Annotated in this window: 1 protein-coding gene; it reads left to right on the top strand. The window is 29.5% G+C overall.

Going from position 1 to position 589, the window contains the following annotated elements; translation table 11 throughout:
- Window positions 1-403, top strand: a 403-nt coding sequence (locus tag FY557_RS19965; protein ID WP_228451857.1) for a hypothetical protein, incomplete at its 5' end; no start/stop codon positions are given.
- Between the last annotated feature and the right edge of the window lie 186 nt (window positions 404-589).

Below are 589 nucleotides of genomic sequence, written 5' to 3'. Positions count from 1 at the left end.
ATACAGTTGTAACATACAAAAAACAAAATCAGAAATTATATACTTTTTACCTGCCTCGGTGACAGAAATTCTTAATAAAGAAATAAAGAAAAGAAATAAAGAAGATAAAGATGTAGGTTTAGTTTTAGATAAAGAAGGTGCAGAAGTATATATAATATATATTAGTACAGTTTCTAATTCTTCAAAAAGATTTTGGCTTAAGTATAGCAATAGATCTGCTTTTATACAAGGTAGTCAAATCCCTCTATATTTTGAGATGGATGAATCTTTTTCTTCACCCGAAAAAGGAAAAGTTGTATTAAAAAAAATTGAAACTGATGAAGGAATTAAAAAAACTTTTCACAACAGAGAACATGCATTTAAAGTAAAATTTAAAAGAGATGGAGAAATTTTGGAAAACTGAAAATAATAGTGGCGCTGCAAAAAAATAGAATTTCTAATTACGCTATTGATTCGTGGACAGGTAATGTTACAGGTGGAAATGCTATACATAGAGTAACAAGTTATGGTATGCATACAAGAAATGTATGAACAACTGAAGCTTCGGATAACCGTAAAGGCATCCTGGAAATTTCCCATACCGATTCTG

Source organism: Chryseobacterium sp. SN22, from assembly GCF_008329705.1.
Lineage (GTDB): Bacteria > Bacteroidota > Bacteroidia > Flavobacteriales > Weeksellaceae > Chryseobacterium.
This window is presented reverse-complemented; position numbering and strand designations above follow the sequence as displayed.